The sequence below is a fragment of the Streptomyces sp. NPDC046859 genome (assembly GCF_040645135.1).
GTDB lineage: Bacteria > Actinomycetota > Actinomycetes > Streptomycetales > Streptomycetaceae > Streptomyces.
This window is the reverse complement of sequence record NZ_JBEYXR010000003.1, coordinates 207,854-222,968: the sequence shown is the minus strand read 5'-3', so window position 1 is coordinate 222,968 and position 15,115 is coordinate 207,854. Positions and strand designations below refer to the sequence as shown.

13 protein-coding genes, 1 tRNA gene and 1 pseudogene are annotated in these 15,115 nt (G+C 71.9%); 10 read left to right on the top strand and 5 right to left on the bottom strand.

Features of this window, described 5'->3' with window-relative positions:
- Positions 1-22: 22 nt before the first annotated feature.
- The 4 genes and pseudogenes from ABZ899_RS05470 (at position 23) to ABZ899_RS05455 (ending at position 2,932) form a co-directional block, all read left to right on the top strand.
- A complete protein-coding gene (locus ABZ899_RS05470; protein ID WP_151786107.1) occupies positions 23-217 on the top strand; it encodes a hypothetical protein in 195 nt (64 codons plus the stop codon).
- On the top strand, positions 210-1,595 hold the full coding sequence (gene repSA, locus ABZ899_RS05465; protein WP_361341057.1) for a replication initiator protein RepSA: 1,386 nt from the start codon (positions 210-212) through the stop codon (positions 1,593-1,595). Before ABZ899_RS05470 ends, repSA begins: the two co-directional genes overlap by 8 nt.
- Positions 1,592-1,780, top strand: coding sequence for a helix-turn-helix domain-containing protein (locus tag ABZ899_RS05460; RefSeq protein WP_361341055.1), 189 nt, complete (start codon positions 1,592-1,594; stop codon positions 1,778-1,780). Before repSA ends, ABZ899_RS05460 begins: the two co-directional genes overlap by 4 nt.
- A pseudogene (locus tag ABZ899_RS05455) lies at positions 1,780-2,932 on the top strand (site-specific integrase). The gene ABZ899_RS05460 and the pseudogene ABZ899_RS05455 overlap by 1 nt, the downstream one beginning before the upstream one ends.
- Before the next feature lie 68 nt (positions 2,933-3,000).
- Here the strand turns inward: ABZ899_RS05455 and ABZ899_RS05450 are convergent.
- Positions 3,001-3,076, bottom strand: a tRNA-Arg gene (locus tag ABZ899_RS05450).
- A 220-nt stretch (positions 3,077-3,296) separates the two neighbouring features.
- Here ABZ899_RS05450 and ABZ899_RS05445 point away from each other — a divergent pair.
- Positions 3,297-3,872, top strand: coding sequence for an NAD(P)H-dependent oxidoreductase (locus ABZ899_RS05445; RefSeq protein ID WP_361341053.1), 576 nt, complete (start codon positions 3,297-3,299; stop codon positions 3,870-3,872).
- A 16-nt stretch (positions 3,873-3,888) separates the two neighbouring features.
- On the opposite strand, the gene ABZ899_RS05440 is transcribed toward ABZ899_RS05445, so the two are convergent.
- Together ABZ899_RS05440 and ABZ899_RS05435 are read right to left on the bottom strand one after the other, a co-directional pair.
- A complete protein-coding gene (locus ABZ899_RS05440; RefSeq protein ID WP_361341050.1) occupies positions 3,889-5,541 on the bottom strand; it encodes an IclR family transcriptional regulator C-terminal domain-containing protein in 1,653 nt (550 codons plus the stop codon).
- Between the two features lie 293 nt (positions 5,542-5,834).
- Positions 5,835-7,118: a M6 family metalloprotease domain-containing protein gene (locus ABZ899_RS05435; RefSeq protein WP_361341047.1), complete on the bottom strand. Its 1,284-nt coding sequence runs from the start codon at positions 7,116-7,118 to the stop codon at positions 5,835-5,837.
- 346 nt (positions 7,119-7,464) lie between these two features.
- On the opposite strand from ABZ899_RS05435, the gene ABZ899_RS05430 reads away from it, so the two are divergent.
- Together ABZ899_RS05430 and ABZ899_RS05425 are read left to right on the top strand one after the other, a co-directional pair.
- Positions 7,465-8,109, top strand: coding sequence for a helix-turn-helix domain-containing protein (locus tag ABZ899_RS05430; RefSeq protein WP_361341045.1), 645 nt, complete (start codon positions 7,465-7,467; stop codon positions 8,107-8,109).
- A gap of 209 nt (positions 8,110-8,318) precedes the next feature.
- Positions 8,319-9,860: an MFS transporter gene (locus ABZ899_RS05425; RefSeq protein ID WP_361341042.1), complete on the top strand. Its 1,542-nt coding sequence runs from the start codon at positions 8,319-8,321 to the stop codon at positions 9,858-9,860.
- A gap of 119 nt (positions 9,861-9,979) precedes the next feature.
- On the opposite strand, the gene ABZ899_RS05420 is transcribed toward ABZ899_RS05425, so the two are convergent.
- Complete coding sequence (locus ABZ899_RS05420; protein ID WP_361341040.1) at positions 9,980-10,495, bottom strand: MarR family transcriptional regulator; 516 nt, start codon at positions 10,493-10,495, stop codon at positions 9,980-9,982.
- A gap of 166 nt (positions 10,496-10,661) precedes the next feature.
- Here ABZ899_RS05420 and ABZ899_RS05415 point away from each other — a divergent pair, with 166 nt between their 5' ends.
- The 3 genes from ABZ899_RS05415 to ABZ899_RS05405 all read left to right on the top strand — a co-directional run bounded on the left by ABZ899_RS05415 (position 10,662) and on the right by ABZ899_RS05405 (position 13,857).
- Positions 10,662-11,447, top strand: coding sequence for a class III extradiol ring-cleavage dioxygenase (locus ABZ899_RS05415; RefSeq protein WP_361341037.1), 786 nt, complete (start codon positions 10,662-10,664; stop codon positions 11,445-11,447).
- A 395-nt stretch (positions 11,448-11,842) separates the two neighbouring features.
- The gene (locus tag ABZ899_RS05410) at positions 11,843-12,841 is read left to right on the top strand and encodes a sigma-70 family RNA polymerase sigma factor (RefSeq protein WP_361341034.1); all 999 of its coding nucleotides are present in this window, start codon (positions 11,843-11,845) and stop codon (positions 12,839-12,841) included.
- 350 nt (positions 12,842-13,191) lie between these two features.
- Positions 13,192-13,857, top strand: a complete 666-nt coding sequence (locus tag ABZ899_RS05405) for a TetR family transcriptional regulator (RefSeq protein ID WP_361341031.1) — start codon at positions 13,192-13,194, stop codon at positions 13,855-13,857.
- A gap of 145 nt (positions 13,858-14,002) precedes the next feature.
- Here ABZ899_RS05405 and ABZ899_RS05400 read toward each other — a convergent pair whose 3' ends face one another.
- Positions 14,003-14,971 (bottom strand): YafY family protein, encoded by a 969-nt coding sequence (locus ABZ899_RS05400; protein WP_361341028.1) that lies wholly within the window; start codon positions 14,969-14,971, stop codon positions 14,003-14,005.
- Positions 14,972-15,115: the final 144 nt, after the last annotated feature.

The following is a 15,115-nucleotide window of genomic DNA, read 5'->3' as shown; positions in this document are numbered from 1 at the left end:
TGAACCGGAAGGAACCCCCATCATGACCGGCTCCACCCCGGCCGCCACCGGCAACGCCCGGATCTGCTCGAACTGCGACGGCTTCGGCTCCGTCGCCATCACCCTCGGCGGCCGCGACCGACACGGCCACCTGCGGACCATCACCGCCCACTGCCCGGCCTGCGACGGCCTCGGCACCGTCCCCGCCCGCCGTACGCGGGAGGGCGCCCGTGCCTGAGACGCTGCTCGACCCGACCACCCTCGGCGACGTGCTGAGGGTGGCTTCGGCCTCCGACTACCACCGCTGGGAAGACCAGATCTGCCGCACCGGCGGCTGCTCCGACCCCATCCACCTGACCGGCTGGACCCTGACCAAGGACAAGACGACCGGCGAGACCCTGCACCACTACTCCACCAAACACGAGCCCGGCGGACGGCTCCGCCTCGCCTGCGGCAACCGCCGGGCCTCCCGCTGCCCGTCCTGCGCCTGGACCTACGCAGGCGACACCTACCACCTCATCCGCGCCGGGCTCGCCGGTGACGACCGCCGCGACATCCCCGCCACCGTCCGCGACCACCCCCGCGTCTTCGCCACCCTCACCGCACCCTCCTTCGGCCCGGTCCACAACCGGCCCGACCGAGGTATCTGCCGCTGCGGCACAGGCCATGCCGCCGACGACCCGGCCTTGGGCACCGCCCTCGACCCGGAGACGTACGACTACGCGGGCGCGGTGCTGTTCAACAATCACGCCGGACAGCTCTGGCAGCGCTTCACCACCCGGCTCCGCCGCGAGATAGCCGCCCGCGCCGGCCTCACCCGCCGCGAACTCGCCGACCACCTCCGCGTCTCCTACGGCAAGGTCGCCGAGTTCCAGAAGCGCGGCGCCCTGCACTTCCACGCCGTGATCCGCCTCGACGGCCCGGACGGCCCCGACACGCCGCCGCCCGCCTGGGCCACGGTCGACCTCCTCGCCGACGCGATCCACGCCGCTGCCAGCCACTCGTACACCTCCGTCTCGGTCCCGGCCGCCGAAGACCAACCGGCCCGCACCTTCCGCTGGGGCACCCAGCTCGACGTCCGCCCGGTGAAGGCGTTCGGCGACGGGTCAGAGATCACGGAACAGGCCGTCGCCTCCTACGTCGCCAAGTACGCCACCAAGGCCGCCGAGAACACCGGCACCCTCGACCGCCGCATCGGCGAACTCTCCGAACTCGACCGCCACGGCGTCCCCGACCACACCCGCCGCCTGATCGAAGCCTGCAAGCTGCTCGATCCGCTCTATCCGGACCGGCGGTTGTGGGCCTGGGCGCACATGCTCGGCTTCCGCGGCCACTTCTCCTCCAAGTCCCGCCGCTACTCCACCACCCTCGGCGCCCTCCGCCAGGCCCGCGCCGACTACCGCGCCGCCCAGGAACACGCCGCCCTCGGCCTGGACGACCACGACCGCGAGCCGGACACCGTCCTGGTCCTGGCCGACTGGCAGTACGCCGGCCACGGCCACACCCCTGGTGAATCCGTCCTTGCCGCGACCATCGCCCGCGACCTGCAGTTCAACCGCGAAACCGCCCGCGAAGCCCTACGCGACCAACTCGCCTCGGAAGGAGCCGCAGCATGACCACCGCCACCCCGGAGCTGCTGACCGTGCCCGAAGTCATGGCGCGGCTCAGGCTCGGCCGCTCCACGGTCTACGACCTGATCCGCTCGCGCCGCCTGGTCTCCATCACCGTCGGCCGTTCCCGCCGCATCCCCGCTGACGCGCTGCGTGACTTCATCGCCCGCGAGATCGAGGAGGCCGCCTGATGGCCAGTCAGCGCAAGCGCAACCCCAACGGATCAGGCACGATCACCAAGCGCAAGGACGGCCGCTATCAGTGCGCGGTCTACGTCCTCCCAGCCGGACGGCACCCGCGCCCGCAAGTTCGCCTACGGCAAGAACTGGGCTGAGTGCGATGCCAAGCGCCGTGAACTGCTCGACAAGGTCGACCAGGGGGTGCCCGTGCCGACTCGGTCGACCAGTCTCGCCGAGTGGCTGCCGTACTGGCTGGACAACGTCATCAAGCCTCGCCGCAAGCTCAGCACGTACGACAAGTACGAGGCGCACGTCCGGCTCTACCTGGTGCCGATGCTCGGCACGAAGCGGCTCGAATCACTGGGCGTCACCGACGTGCGCCGCTTCCTCGTCCGCCTGGAGGAGAAGACCACCGCGGCGACGGCCAAGGAGGCACACCGTGTGCTGCGTTCGGCACTGTCCTCCGCGTGCCGCGAGGAACTGATCACGCGCAACGTCGCCAAGCTCGTCGAGCCTCCTCGCACCGACAACCGCGAGCTGAAGCCCTGGAGCCTGGACGAGACGCTCGACTTCCTAGCGGCCTCCCGAAAGGACCCGCTCTACGCGGCCTTCGTGCTCGCCCTCGCTATGGGCCTTCGTCGGGGGGAGATCGTCGGCCTGCGTTGGTCGGACGTCGACCTCGACCACCGCGTGCTGTACGTCCGCCAGCAGACGCAGCGCCGCCGGGGCGTGCTGTACGACGACGATCCCAAGAGCCGTCGTCGCCGTGCTATCCCGCTGCCCGCGCTCTGCATCGCGCCGCTGCGCTGGCACCGCATGCGGCAGGCGGCGGCTCGGGCGAGAGCGGGGGAGACCTGGCAGGAGTCCGCCTACGTCTTCACCACCCGGACCGGTCGCCCGGTCGAGCCGCGGAACGTCTACCGCTCCTTCACGCGCGTCGCCCGGTCCGCCGGCCTCCGCGTGATCCGCCTGCACGATGCTCGCCACGGCACCGCGACTCTCCTTACGGCGGCCGGGGTCGCGCCCCGTGTCGTGATGGAGATCCTGGGCCACTCGCAGATCAGCATCACCATGGACGTCTACACGCACGTCGTGCAGGACACGCAGCGCGAGGCCATGAGCCACATGGATCGGCTGCTGCGGAGGCGTCCCGGTCGTCAGTGACCGACGCCGTTGATGTCAGAAGTGGATGTCAAAGGCCCCGGACCATGATCGGTCCGGGGCCTTTTGGCTGGTGCCCCCGGCAGGATTCGAACCTGCGACACCCGCTTTAGGAGAGCGGTGCTCTATCCCCTGAGCTACGAAGGCGCGGATCGTGGAAGATCCGGCGACTAGCCTAGCGGATGCTCGATCGGTCTTGGGAGTTTTCTTGTTTCCGCTGGTCAGGGCGGGGTTTGGTGGGTCCGGGGTGGCGGGGGCCGCCGTGGGCCGCTTGACCTCAAGTTAAGTTGAGTTTCTAGGTTTCTCGTGTCGGTCACGGCCATCACGGTGAGCGGGCCGGCTCCCCGCGACGAGAAACGAGGAACCCATGTCCCACGCGCCTCTCAAGATCGGTGTGCTCATCGGCAGTGTTCGGCCCGGGCGGTTCGCCGACAGGGTGTCCCGGTGGTTCCTGTCCGAGATCGGACGGCGGGACGACATGGAGACGCACGTCATCGATCTGTCCGAACCCGTGCTCGCCGACGAGCTCAAGCTCACCCTCGAAGAGTCCGACGCCCCGGCCCTCGCCCGGCGGATCGGAGGGCTCGACGGGTTCGTCGTCATCACGCCCGAGTACAACCACGGCTACCCCGCCGCCCTCAAGCTCGCCATCGACTACGTCTACCGGGAGTGGCGGGCCAAGCCGGTCGGGTTCGTGTCGTACGGCGGGATGGCCGGCGGGCAGCGGGCCGTGGAGCAGTTGCGGCAGGTCTTCGCCGAGCTGCACGCCGTCACCCTGCGCGACACCGTCAGCTTCCACATGGCCTGGGAGCGGTTCGACGACGAAGGGCGCCCGCATGACGAGGACGGCACCGCCAAGGCCGCCGCCGTGCTGCTGGACCAGCTCGCCTGGTGGGGGCTCACCCTTCGGGAGGGGCGCGCCGTCCGGTCCTACGTCGGCTGAACTGGGGCGGGGACGTTCACGGGAGGGCGTGGGTGAAGCGGGCCGTCACCCGCAGGTCGTCCTCCAATTCGCCTGCGGTGCGAAGTAGTTGCGGGAGCACGTCCTGCGCGCACGCCTCCCGCGTCCGCCGGGCCGCGTGGACAGCCGTCTCGATCGCCGCCACCACCTGGCCCTCGCCGTTGCGCACCGGTACCGCCAGCGTGCGCAGCCCCGCCTCCGGTTCGTCGTCGGACAGGGCGTGGCCGTGGCGGGCCACCACGTCCAGGGCGGCCGTCAGGTCGTCGGGGTCGGGGGCCGCGGGGTGGCAGAAGGCCCGTTTGCGCAGGTCCGGGGAGAGATCCGCCAGGAGGACGCGGCCCGCGGGGCTCGCGTGCGCCGGGCGCCGTGTGCCCACCTCGGCGCCCGCGCTCAGGGCATGGGCGGGCGCGGTCCCGGCCGTGCAACGGGTCTCCTCGCCGGACGGGGTCAGCACCGCCAGGGAGACCGACTCGCCGATCCGGTCGGACAGTTCGGCCAGGTGCGGGGCCGCGATCCGGGACAGCGGCATACGGGACAGGGGCGGGAAGCCCAGCGACAGCACGCGGGGCGTCAGCCGGAAGCCCCGCGTGCCCGACCGGCGGACCAGCCCCAGGTGGCCGTAGGTGAGCAGGGCCCTGCGTGCCGTGGCGCGCGTCAGCCCGGTCGTACGGGCCACGTCGGTGAGCGTCAGTTCGCCGCGGCCCTCGCCGAACGCGGTCAGGACCGTCAGCCCGCGCGCCAGCGACGCGACGAACTCCCGGCCCAGTTCCTGCTTGGAGGCGCCCGTCCAGGACGCCAGCCCGGTCGGGCCGGCACCGGTCGGGCCGGCACCAAGCGAGCCGACGTCCTGGACGGGGGCGTCGCGCAGGGTGCGTTCCATCGCCGCCGCCGCGTCCCGCAGGCGGGGGAGGTGGGTGTCGCACAGTCCGGGGGCGGTGTGCCGGCCGGTGTGGCTGACGATGCTCGCCGCGCAGACGACCCGGCCGCCCTCGCGGGGGTCGCGGACCGGCACGGACAGGGTGAGCAGGCCGGGCTCGGTGAGCTGGTCGTCCACGGCCCAGCCGTCCCGGCCTGCCGTCCTCGCCCGTTCTTCGAAGTCGCCGTGCATGTAAGAGGTGGGGTCGTCGCGCCACGCGTTCCAGTCGGTCTCCGTCCACTCCGCCGCGAACAGCGCGCCCGGCGCCGTACGGTCGGCCGGGAGCAGTTCGCCCAGCGGGAAGGTGAGGGGCAGCGGCCGGGCGTGCGTGGCCTGGTGGACCAGGCGGACGCCGTTCCGGTCGGCCGCCGTCAACGTCACCGACTCGTCGGCCTCCCCGGCGAGCGCGTCGGCGTGCGGTGCGAGCAGGGCGGGCCAGCCGAGGGCGGCCAGGTAGGCGTTGCCGAGTTCCAGCACGCGCGGCGCGAGCGTCACGTCGCGGCCGTCGAGGCGGACGTATCCCATACGGGTGAGGGTGAAGGCGATGCGGTCCACGGTGGACCGTGCGAGCCCTGTGGCGCGCTCCAGGGCGCTCGCGCTCAGCGTCCCGCCCGCCTCCGTCAGCCTGAGCAGCACCGTCACGCCGCGGATCAGCGGGGTGACCGCCTCGCCGGGTACGGGATGACCGGAAGAAGCGGCACCGTCACCGTCGTACGGAATCCTCTTCGCGGGCATCTGCTCTCCGTACGGCTGTCGCGGCAGCCCCCACCGTAGACCGGCGGCGGGCATGCGACGGCGGGTCACCGCCCCCGAAGCCCACCGCTTCCGGACGGCACGTCCCCGCTCCTGAGTCCCGCCCCGGTCGTGCGTCCCCGCTCCCGAGTCCCGCCTCGTACGTCCTCGCTCCCGAGTCCTGCCCCGCCTCGTACGTCCCCGTTCCCCAGTCCCGCCCCACCTCGTACGTCCCCGCTCCCGAGCCCCGCCCCGCCTCGTACGTCCCCGCTCCCGGGCCCCGCCCCGGTCGTACGTCACCGCCCCCGCGTCACCCGCACCCGATAACCGCCCTCCGCGTCCACTCCCACCACAGCCACCCGCACCCCCTGCTCGTCGTCGCGGAACTCCTCGCCCGGTGTGAAGGTCGCGTCCGACAGTTCGGCGTGGACGTTCGGGCTGCGGGTGCAGCCGCCGCTGTCCTTCTGGGAGTCCTGCACCTTCACCGGGCCCATGCCGGTGTCGACGTCCGCGTCGACCCGGTAGACCAGGACGCCGGGGCGGCAGACGGCCTCGTCGTTGCCCTCACGCGTGCGCAGTTCCAGGGCGTAGCCGGAGTGCGGGCCCAGCGGGACGAACAGCAGTTTGGGGCCGCCTTCGCGGGCGAGCGGGGTCAGGGCGTACTCGTCCGTACCGGGGGCGGACGCGCAGCGGACCTGGGTGTCGTCCAGCCAGCCCAGCTTCCACTTGTGCCAGCCGAGCAGGTCGTTGTTGGCCCCCCAGTCCTCGCTCATGATGTCCCAGTGGCCGACCGCGCCGCCGCCCTCGGCGGTGTAGAGGTCGGGCAGGCCGAAGACGTGGCCGTTCTCATGGGGGAGGACTCGGTAGCCGGTGCGGTGGTAGGAGCCGGAGCCGTCGTCCTGGCGGGAGTACACGAAGGAGGCGTTGGTGACGGAGACCCCGTCGGCCACGGGGGCCTCCACATTGCCGGCGAAGGTCACCGACAGGACCGTGTCGAGGGCGGACGGGCCGGCGTTCGGGGTGACGAGGACGTTCAGGAAGTCGTACGACGTGAAGTCGACCTGTGCGTCGGCGGCGACCACGATGTCCTGGACCAGCCGGCGGTACCCGGGGTCGAAGGGGGCGCCGCGCTCTATGCCGTACTCGCGGAACGACTTGGGCATCCGCAGCCAGTCGGGGACCGGCGTCTCGGCGCGGTAGTCGAGGCGGCCGTAGGAGCTGGTGCGGAACCACTTCTGGGTCTGCGGGAAGAACTCGCCGTAGCGGTCGAGCGCGCTGCCGGCGCCGGGGGCGTCGGGGAAGTCGACCATGAGGGTGAGGGCGCGGACGGTGCCGGTGGAGCGGGCGTAGCCGCGCGGGGTGGGCACGCCCTCGGACATCTGGACCGCCGGCGGGCCGCTGATCATGCAGGGGCCGAGCGCTGAGGAGTGCTCCGGGGATATCGGTCCGGCCCCGGCCACCGTGGAGGTGCCCGCCGTGAGGTGCCCGGTGCCTGCCGAGGTGCCGACCGCCATGATCAAGGCGGTGACGGAGGCGAGGGCGGCCACACGGCGGGAACGTATCCGGCGGTTCGGCTGCATGCATGGGCCCTTTCAGTCCATGGCAGCCCGCCGGACCGCGCGCTGCACCCTCTCGATCACCCTGTGTCGGGGGATGCGGGCGCGCGCGTTGGAGCAGACCGAACGTGGGTCCCCGCCGTGTCACGGCCTTGGCGAAGGCATTCGGGGATGTGACTCAGGTCACAGGAAAAGAAAGCGGGGGAGGGAAATAACCGGGGAGCACTTCCCCGTTTAGACCTGTGTCCGCGCGAAACGGGGAGCACTTCCCCGGATCGTGGACCGCGGGTCACCAAGGCCCGGGAACAGCGGACGACAGGCATCACAGGGACACCACGCGTCATGTCCCACCGAGACCGAGGAGTACACCGTGCAGACCGCCACCCCCGCAGTGCGCAAGGCGCCCCGGCCCCGTGCCGACGCCCTGCGCAACCGGGAGCGGATCGTCACCGCCGCCCGCGAGATGTTCGTCGAGCACGGCCCCGACGTGCCGCTCGACGACATCGCCCGCCGGGCCGGCGTCGGCAACGCCACGGTGTACCGCAACTTCCCCGACCGTGACGCGCTGGTGCGTGAGGTCGTCTGCTCCGTCATGGACCGTACGGTGGCGGCGGCCGAGCTGGCGCTCGCACAGACCGGGGATGCCTTCGGGGCTCTGGAGCGCTTCGTGCACACCGCCGCCGACGAGCGGATCAGTGCGCTGTGCCCGATGGTCCAGAGCACCTTCGACCAGCACCATCCGGACCTGGAGGCGTCGCGCCAGCGGTGCGAGAGCCTCGTCGCGGCGATCATGGACCGCGCGAAGGCGGCGGGGCAGCTCCGGTCCGACGTGGACGTCGGCGACGTCCTGATCGCCGCGGCCCAGCTCAGCCGGCCCCCGGCCGGCACCGGCTGCGGCATCGCGGACCGCTACGTCCACCGCCATCTGCAGCTGTTCCTGGACGGGCTGCGGGCCCCGGCCCGCTCCACCCTGCCCGGTACGGCACTGACCATGGAGGACCTGCGCAAGGCCTGACGCGACCCGTCCCGAAGCACATGTCCTGACCCGACCCGTTCGTTTCGACCCGCCCGCCCCGCCGGCACACCGGCCGATGAGTCCGGGGCACCACGGGGGTCGTCACTCGCACAGCCGTTCTCCAGCGGCCGTCACAGTCGACGAGCCGTCCCCTTTCCCTTTTTTTCCTTTCGCTTTTTCCGTCACGAAGTCCCGAAGTGGGTACCCCCATGTCTGAAACAGCCGTGAAGGCTCCCGGCAGCGCCCTCGGTGCCGCCGATCCGAACCGATGGAAGGCGCTCGCCTTCATCGCGATAGCCCAGCTGATGGTCGTCCTGGACGCGACCATCGTGAACATCGCGCTCCCCTCCGCCCAGCAGGACCTGGGCATCTCCGACGGCAACCGGCAGTGGGTCGTCACGGCCTACGCCCTCGCCTTCGGCGGCCTGCTGCTCTTCGGCGGACGTATCGCCGACCTCTGGGGCCGCAAGCGGGCCTTCGTGGTGGGCCTGGGCGGCTTCGCCGCCGCCTCCGCCCTCGGCGGGGCGGCCACCAACGAGGCCATGATGTTCGGCGCCCGCGCGCTGCAGGGCGCGTTCGGCGCACTGCTCGCCCCGGCCGCGCTCTCCCTGCTCGCCGTGATGTTCACCGACGCCAAGGAGCGCGCCAAGGCGTTCGGCATCTACGGCGCGATCGCCGGTGGCGGCGGTGCCGTGGGCCTGATCCTCGGCGGGTTCCTGACCGAGTACCTGGACTGGCGCTGGACGTTCTTCGTGAACATCCCGTTCGCCATCGTCGCCGCGCTCGGCGCCTGGTACGTCATCCGTGAGCCGCAGGGCGGCCGCAACCGTTCCACGCTCGACATCCCCGGCGTGATCCTGTCCACCCTCGGCCTGGTCTCGCTGGTCTACGGCTTCACCCGCGCCGAGTCCGACGGCTGGAGCGACGCCACCACGATCGGCATGTTCGTCGCCTCCGGCGTGCTGCTGCTCGCCTTCGTGATCGTGGAGTCCCGGGTCAAGGCCCCGCTGCTGCCCCTGCGGGTGGTCACCGAGCGCAACCGCGGCGGTGTCTACCTCTCGCTCGGCCTCGCGATCATCGCGATGTTCGGCCTGTTCCTGTTCCTGACGTACTACCTGCAGATCGTGAAGGGCTACTCGCCGGTCAAGACCGGCTTCGCCTTCCTGCCGATGATCGCGGGCATGATCACCGGGTCCACCCAGATCGGCACCCGGCTGATGACCCGGGTCGCGCCGCGGCTGCTGATGGGCCCCGGCTTCCTGGTGGCCGCGCTCGGCATGCTGCTGCTGACTCAGCTGGAGATCGGCTCCTCGTACGCCGCGCTCCTGCTGCCCGCGATGCTGCTGCTCGGCCTCGGCATGGGCACCGCGTTCATGCCGGCCATGTCGCTGGCCACCCTCGGTGTCAAGCCGCAGGACGCCGGTGTCGCCTCGGCCATGGTGAACACCTCGCAGCAGGTGGGCGGCGCGATCGGCACGGCCCTGCTGAACACGATCGCCGCCTCGGCGACCACGTCCTACATCGCCGACCACATCGCGGGCGCGTCCAGCCGGTCCCAGCAGCAGCTGGTCCAGCTGGAGGGCATGGTGCAGGGCTACACCAGCGCCATCTGGTTCGCCGTCGGCATCCTGGCCGCGGCCGCGGTCATCGCCCTGACCCTGGTGAACGCCGGCCGTCCGGGCGGCTCGGCGGTGGCGTCCTCCGAGGAGGGTGCCGCGGAGGACCTTCCGGTGCCGGTCGTCGCGCACTGACGCACGGACGGCCGCGGCCGTGAGGCCGTACCCCTGAGGGACCAGGCGTGCGTACGGGGACGGGGACGCTCGGTGCGCACGCCGCGAAGGACCTGCCCCGGCTCGCTGGAACGAGCGGTTCAGCGCAGCCAGGGCAGGTCCGCACCCGCTTCGCTCGGCTGCAGGCCCTCGGCGACGATCTCCATGATCTCGCCGAGGGCCTTCTGCTGTTCCGGGCTCAGTCGGTCGAACAGCGCCTGCCGCACGGCCCCCACATGGCCGGGCGCGGTCCGGCGCAGCACCTCGAGGCCGTCGTCGGTCAGCACGGCGAACTGGCCCCGCTTGTCGTCGGGGCAGTTCTCGCGGCGCAGCCAGCCGTTGCCCTCCAGCCGGGCGACGGCGTGCGACAGCCGGGAGCGGGTGATCTTCGCGTACATCGCCAGTTCGGTCATCCGCAGCCGGTGCTGCGGGGACTCCGCGAGCGCGACCAGGAGCCCGTAGTAGAGGTGGGGCATGCCCGCGTCCCGCTGGAGCTGGCGGTCCAGATGGTCGTCGAGCAGGGTGGTCGCCTCTCTGTACGAGCGCCACACGCGCTGCTGGTCCTCGGTGAGCCAGGGGGTCTCCTCCACCGGGGCGGACGTCGATGAGGTGTTCATGCGCTCCACTGTACGAGCACTCTTCTTGAACTTTGAACTATCTCGGCGTACGGTCATGAAGAAGCAAACGCTTTAGATTTGAAGCACTTCGTCCGTCAGAGGCGGCCGGAGTGCTTCCACGGAGACGAGACCCGGTTCCCGCCGGGGCTCGGAGGGAGTGCCCGACATGTCCGCCGCCGCCCAGGAACGCATGCCCGCCCTCTACCTCAGCCACGGCGCCCCGCCCCTCGCCGACGACCCCGTCTGGCCCGGCGAACTCGCCGCCTGGGCCGCCGGGCTGCCGCGCCCCAAGGCGATCCTCGTCGTCTCCGCCCACTGGGAGGAGGCCCCGCTCGCCCTCGGCGCCACCGCGCCCGTGCCGCTCGTGTACGACTTCTGGGGCTTCCCCGAGCACTACTACCAGGTCACCTACCCGGCCCCCGGCGCCCCCGAGCTCGCCGAGTCCGTCCGCAAGCTGCTGCGCGCCCCCGGCGTCCCCGTCCAGGACATCCCGGACCGGGGCCTCGACCACGGCGCCTATGTCCCGCTCGTCGAGATGTTCCCCGAGGCCGACATCCCCGTCCTGCAGATCTCCATGCCGACGCTCGACCCCGTGCGGCTCATGGAGGTCGGCCGCAAGCTGGCCCCGCTGCGGGACGAAGGCGTACTGATCGTCGGCTCCGGCTTCTTCACCCACAACCTCGCGGCGCTGCGCCAGGGCGGAATACCGACCTGGTCCGTGGAGTTCGACGACTGGGGGCGCCGTGCCCTGGAGCACCGCGACTGGGACGCGCTCCTCGACTTCCTGCACAAGGCCCCCGCCGGCCGCTACGCCCACCCCCGCACCGAGCACTTCGCCCCCCTCTTCGTGACCATGGGCGCCGCCGAGGCGACGGGGGAGCTGGACGGGCAGAAGTCGGTGATCGACGGCTTCTGGATGGGCCTGGCCAAGCGCTCGGTGCAGTTCGGCTGAGGCGGGCCCCGGGACCGCCCTGGCAACCTTCCGCGGGCGCGGACCGTCTTCAGGAGGGAAGGGGCGGACGACGGCGACCGCCCTTCCTCCGAAAGGCCGACGACGCCGGTGTGAGTGACGACGCCGGTGTGAGCGAGATCTCACCGCTTCACCCTCGGCGGCGATGACGACGGCGTGAGATCCCGGCGAATCCCGCCTGACCTGCGCATCTGTGGCCCGGATGGCGCCGGGTCGCCCGTGTGGCCCGGCAGGATACTGCAAGATCAGGAAAAAAGGGGTGCGGGTTGGGAATTCTGTCCTGATTCAAGTCGTTGTTCCCATCGAATGCAGGGCACTCGAGAAGAGTCCCAGGCGTTCAAAGGACCACCCGCCAGCCCAATCGCAAGGGAGCACGCATGGCAACCCGTGCCGTCGCCCGTCGTCAGTCCGCCACCGGCGAGGCCGTCGACGCGGCCAGCAGTGTTCGCGCCCATGGCGGCGAGATCGCGGACCGCGACCTGGTCGGCATGTACCTCGACGAGATCGCCCGCACGCCGCTGCTCGACGCGGCGAAAGAGGTCGAGCTCTCGCAGATCATCGAGGCGGGTGTGTTCGCGCAGCAGGTCCTCGACGGGGGCGAGGAGTCCAAGGCGGACGCCACCCGTGAGGAGCTCGAGGCCCTCGTCGCCGAGGGCGAGCGGGCCAAGGACGTCTTCATCCGCTCCAACCTCCGCCTGGTCGTCGCCGTGGCCCGCCGCTACCCCCGCAGCGGCCTGCCCCTGCTCGACCTGATCCAGGAGGGCAACGCCGGCCTGGTGCGCGCGGTCGAGAAGTTCGACTACCGCAAGGGCTTCAAGTTCTCCACGTACGCCACGTGGTGGATCCGCCAGGCCATCACCCGCTCCATAGCCGACCAGTCCCGGACCATCCGTCTCCCCGTCCACCTGGTCGAGGAGCTGGGCCGCATCCGCCGTGTGCAGCGCGAGTTCAACCGCGAGCACGGCCGCGACCCGGAGCCCGCGGAGATCGCCGGCGAGCTCGGCGCGACCCCGGAGCGCGTGACCGACGTCCTCGACTGGGCCCGCGACCCCGTCTCGCTGAACATGCCGGTGGACGACCAGGGCGAGACCCAGTTCGGCGACCTGCTGGAGGACACCTCCGCCGTCTCGCCCGAGCAGTCCGTCATGACCCTGCTGCGCAGCGAGGAGCTGGACGACCTGATCGGCCGGCTCGACCAGCGCACAGCGTCCATCATCAAGATGCGGTACGGCATCGAGGACGGCCGTGAGCGCACGCTGACCGAGGTCGGCAAGCAGCACGGCCTGACCCGCGAGCGCATCCGCCAGATCGAGAAGCACGCCCTGCTGGAGCTGAAGAAGCTGGCGCGCAGCACCGGCTTCGACGCGGCCGCGTAACGCACGCGGCCGCGGGGGCGGCGCCGCCCAGGGGCGTGCGCCGGGTGGCGAAAGACCGCGCAAACATGGCCGCGGAACGCTGCTTCAACCCCCAGGGCCCAGGGAACAAGACCTCAGGGCAAGGGAGTTCGACTCCCACCCGCGGACCACGTCCCGACGCACTCCCCCCGGCGCCGGGACTTTCCCCGAGCCGGGCTTCGGCGCCCATCCCCCCTGGGTGCCGGGGCCCGGCTCCACCCATGTCCACCCCACGTGGGGTCGTTGGAGCGGACAAGGGGTCACCCCGTACCTGAACCACGGGGTGACCCCCCGGATGGCAGATTGTGTCACATGGGCATAGCCTGCAGCACGTGAGCAGCCCCACCCCTCCACCGCCCCCGGCCACCGCCTCCCTCACGGAGCGACGCAAGGCGGCGACCCGCGGCGAGATCGCCCGCGCCGCGGCCGGCCTGTTCGTACGGCAGGGACTGAAGGCGACGCGGGCCGAGGACATCGCGCAGGCGGCCGGTGTCGCGCCGCGCACCTTCTACCGCTACTTCGCGACCAAGGAGGAAGCGGTCGCCCCGCTCTACACGGACGGCGCCGAGCGCTGGACCCGGGCCGTCCACGACGCCCCCGCCGCCCTGTCGGTGCCGCAGGCCCTGGAGCACGCGGTCCGGCACACGCTCACCCCCGGCGAGGGCGTCTCCGATGCTTCCTGGGAGTGGACCCGCACCCTGGTCCGCCTCGCCCTCTTCGACCCCGCGCTGCACCGGGTGTGGGCGGAGGTCTGCCACGCCACCGAGGCCCGGCTGGCCACGGTGCTGGCGGCGCGCGGCGGGGGCGACAACGTTGCCGCCGACCTGGCCTTCCCGGCGGCCGTCGCCGCGGCCGCGGTCCGCGTGGCGGTGGAGACCTGGGCCGTCGGAGAGGCCCCGGCCGACGGCCCGGAGGGCCCGAGGGCACGGGCCCTGGTCAACCTGGAGGCGCTGAAGGGCTTTCCGTGGGGGAGCGGGGGGTCCGCCGGTGGCCAGTGAAGGGCGAGAGGCGAATCGGGCAGGGCCGCGGGGGAGGCGGGCTGAAAGAGGGCCACGCTGAAGGGGAGGCGAGGCTGGAGGAGGGCCGGGCTGAAGGAAGGCGCCCACGGCTCCTGGGCACCTGGGCAGAGGCCCCCGACCACCCCTAGGCGGAGGCCGCCCGGCTGAGGCGCCCGCCCAACTCCTCGACGGACCGCACCAGCTCCTCCGGTGCCTCGACGGTGAACTCGCAGCCCACCATCGCCAGCCGCATCGCCGTCCACTCCACCGCGCCCCCGATCGTCCCCCGCACCCGGCACGTCCGCCCGTCCTCCAGCGGCTCCGGCACGCCCAGCCACCCCGGCAACCGCGCGGCGACGAACTCCGCGGGCGCGGCGAACGCCACGGAGAACTCGTACGACTCCTGCCACCCCCACATGGACTGCCGCAGATACTCGGCGGCGCTCCCCGTGGGCAGCTCCCGCGGGGCGAACCGCGCCCCGGTCGCGAACGGCTCGCTCACCCGGTCCACCCGGAACGTCCGCCAGTCGCCCCGGTCGAGGTCGTACGCGACCAGGTACCAGCGCCGCCCGGTCGACACCAGCCGGTACGGCTCGGTCAGGCGCCGTGACGCGGTGCCGTCCTTCGCCCGGTACCCGAACCGCAGCCGTTCCCGCCCCGCCACGGTCGACGCCATCACGGTGAGTGTCTCGGGCGCGATGCTCGCCCCGTCCCCGCTGGCCAGCGGCGTGGTGGCGGCCTGCAACGTGCTCACCCGGTGCCGCAGGCGGGCCGGCAGCACCTGCTCCAGTTTCGCCAGGGCCCGCACCGACGCCTCCTCGACGCCCTCGACGGCGTGCCCGGCGCCGGCCCGCAGCCCCACCGCGATCGCCACGGCCTCCTCGTCGTCCAGGACGAGCGGCGGCATCGCCTTGCCCGCGACGAGCCGGTAGCCCCCGTCGGACCCCTTGGTCGCCTGCACGGGATATCCCAGTTCCCGCAGCCGGTCGATGTCACGGCGCACCGTGCGCCGGGACACCCCCAGCCGGTCGGCGAGTTCACCGCCGGGCCACTCGCGGGGCGTCTGGAGGAGGGAGAGGAGGGTCAGCAGCCGGGCCGGAGTGTCCGTCGTCATGGATTCGAGGATGCCGTATATCTAGGACACGATCTGACCTAGTGGGCCCGTAGCTTCGAGACATGACCTCAGGCGAGCGCACGACAGCGACACCGCGACAGCGAACGACCACGACGGACCGGCCGCCGGCGACGGCCGGCGCGA